Here is a 2940-nt window from a genome sequence, read left to right on the forward strand (position 1 = left end):
ACCAGCGGACAGCCCCTGGCCTTGCGGCGCGGCAGTGCTCAGGAAGCGTTTCGCGCGCTCACGCATCTCGCCAGAGGGTTCGACCAGCGTGAGATGGTGTCCACGCGTGAGCCACCAGTGGGCTGTCTGCCCGAGCCCCGCACCGATTTCCAATACCGGGGAAGGCGGCAAATGCGAGAAACGCTCATCCATCAGGCGCTGGGTGAGCGCAAGACGAACACGACCGCGCTCCGTGGTGTAGAAACCACGTTCGAACTTGTCGGCCAGACCGTCGAAATGACGATCAGCGGTGGCACGGCGAACGCGAGAGGCGCCAGCGCGGGACGAGGTTTTCGGCTCAGGCATGAAGAATATCTTGGCGAAGGAGAAAGAACTGACGAAGCGATGGTGCAGATAATGCCTCACTCACTCGCCAAAGGCACTTCTCGGTGCGGATGAACCGCGCACTGATGCCGCTGATGGCCCGCCGCCACGCATTTCCTCCGCCAAATGGATCGGCGTAGAATGGCGCCTGCATCGAGGGGCCAAGGAACGGCACATGGCGAGGAAAGAGGTCATGGGGCAGAGAAAGACCGACACTTGATCGACTTGAGCAGCCAAGGCTTCAACGTGACTGACTTGTGCACATCGACTCCACTTCCGACATAGACCTCAGCCATGAAACAACGCGTCCTGCTAATCGTCCGCAAGCTCAACATCGGCGGCATCCAACGCAATACCGTCAATCTCGCCAATGTCTTGCACCGCGAAGGGCATGAGGTCCATGTACTGGTACTGAAAGGCGAACTGGAACTCGTCCCGGATGCCGGCGTGCACCTTCATCAGGTCGACTTCGACAAGGCATTTCGCAAGACGGGCATCGGCCTGTTCTACGACCTGTTCACCCGCCTGCTGCTGGCTCCGTGGATCAAGGGCTCAGGATACGTCTGGCGAGGCTATTACGGCGGCCACTATCTGCGCCGTTTCATCGCGCGCCTGGAGAAGGAACACGGCCCGATCGATCGGGTCATCACGCGCGGCCAGGGCGCCTTCGAGACCTTCTGGTCGTGGCGGGACCCTCGCCTGTGGCAGGTGGCGGTGTCATGGCCCGGCGACCTGAAAGAGGGCTGGCGGCAACGTTTCCTGTTGAGCCGCCTGTATAGCGGCAAACAGGTCGTGTGCAACACCGACAATGTGCGCCAGCAACTGGAAAGCCTGCTGGACCATCACGGGATCAAGGCGGCGAGACTCGCGACCATCGGCAATGTCTGTGATCTGGATGCCATCGCCGCCATGGCAGAGGAAGAGGTGGAACTGCCCTCCCGCCCTTACGTGGTGCAGGTGTGTCGTCTCTCGGACGTCAAGCGTCAGGATGTGCTGATCAAGGCATACCTCGCCTCAGGCATCGAGGAAGACCTCGTCATCGTCGGCGATGGCCCCAAGCGGGAAGCCACCGAAGCACTGATCCGCGAGCTGGGCGTCGGCGACAGGGTCCACCTGATCGGTAGCCGCCTGAACCCCTACCCGTGGATGAAGCACGCCCGTCTGTTCGTGCTCAGTTCACGCAGTGAGGCCTTCGGCATCGTGCTGGTGGAGAGCATGTGCTGTGGCACGCCGTGCGTGGCACCGGATGTCCCCGGCGGCATTCGCAATGTCTTGATCCATGATCAGGCGCGCCTGATCTCCGAAGACTCCATCGAGGCGCTGGCAGCCAAGATTCGTGAAGGTCTCGCCAACCCGCCGGCACTCGACTCGGATCCGGAGCTGATCGAACGCTTCCGCGATACCCGCATCATGCAGGAGTTTCTGTCCCTGCCCACTGATGCCGTGACATCAGACTCCCGCTGACACCCAAAGCCCTGCGTTTATCGAGAGACTCTCTTGCAGGGCTTGTTCTTGCGCCTTCCCGCGACGCTGAACTGGCAGGACGATTGGCTGGCAAGACGATGCGATGTCCAGACCAAGAGCCAGGACATTGTTGAACGAGTAATCGGATAGGAAGATCAAGTGCGGCAATTCTTACTCCGGGCCTGAAGCCAGGACGGGCGCTGCTCACAGAGCAAGGGCCGAGCACGCAACGAACGGTGCAGAGAAGACGATAAGGCGATGACGCAGAAGGCAGGACAGACGACGGCGTCCAGAAGGTGGGATTGCTGGCGCCCCCTGCAGGAGTCGAACCTGCGACCTGCCCCTTAGGAGGGGGCCGCTCTATCCAGCTGAGCTAAGGGGGCGTAGCGAGCGGAAGTATAAGCCATTGAAGTGGCGAGATAAACCCGACAATTGCTGCACCGCCTGCTTCACGCCCCTTCGTCGTCATCCACATGCTGGAGGCGCTGGAGCAATAACCTGAAGGCATGCTCCACGCCTGATTTCGGTGTCATGCCCCAGGCTGGCTGAGACAGCCTCATGAACATGCCTTCCCTATCCTTTCGACAATCGGGCCTCCGCGTCGCCAATCACCTCTGCCATCGGGCGCGGGCGCCCCAGCAGGTAACCCTGAACTCGCGAGCAACCCATGCGCCGCAAGACTTCGAGTTGCTCCGTCTCTTCCACGCCTTCCGCCACGACATCGAGTGACAGGGCGCTCGCCATCATCAGCATGGCACGCACGATCTCGTTGCCCGTGGTATGCGTGTCTGGCGATTCCTCATGAGACAGGTCATTGATGAAGCTGCGATCTATCTTCAGCTCCTTGAGCGGCATACGACGCAAACGCGACAGATTCGAGTAGCCGATGCCGAAATCATCAATCGAGAAGCTCAGGCCCAAGGCTGCCAGCTGGTCAATCTTCTCGAGCATTGCCGCTTCATCATCCGTCGCCAGGCTCTCGGTGATTTCCATACGCAAGAGCTCAGGCGCGAAGTCATGTTGCGCCAACAGCCTGGTGACCTGCGGCACGAACTCGCTGCTACGGAACTGCACCTGACTGACATTGACCGCCATCGGTAGCGCATAGCCTCG

At 60.5% G+C, this 2940-nt stretch carries 2 protein-coding genes, 1 tRNA gene and 1 pseudogene; 1 reads left to right on the forward strand and 3 read right to left on the reverse strand.

Annotation, left to right across the window (positions count from 1 at the left end; translation table 11 throughout):
• A pseudogene (locus tag AC4FAH_RS13470) lies at positions 1-345 on the reverse strand (hypothetical protein); the annotation flags it as partial.
• A gap of 312 nt (positions 346-657) precedes the next feature.
• Here AC4FAH_RS13470 and AC4FAH_RS13475 point away from each other — a divergent pair.
• Positions 658-1827 (forward strand): glycosyltransferase, encoded by a 1170-nt coding sequence (locus AC4FAH_RS13475; protein WP_107335246.1) that lies wholly within the window; start codon positions 658-660, stop codon positions 1825-1827.
• Between the two features lie 306 nt (positions 1828-2133).
• Here the strand turns inward: AC4FAH_RS13475 and AC4FAH_RS13480 are convergent.
• A tRNA-Arg gene (locus AC4FAH_RS13480) sits at positions 2134-2210 on the reverse strand.
• A gap of 190 nt (positions 2211-2400) precedes the next feature.
• Positions 2401-2940, reverse strand: a 540-nt coding sequence (locus tag AC4FAH_RS13485; RefSeq protein ID WP_490246206.1) for an EAL domain-containing protein, incomplete at its 5' end; no start/stop codon positions are given.

The sequence above is a fragment of the Cobetia sp. genome (assembly GCF_983723665.1).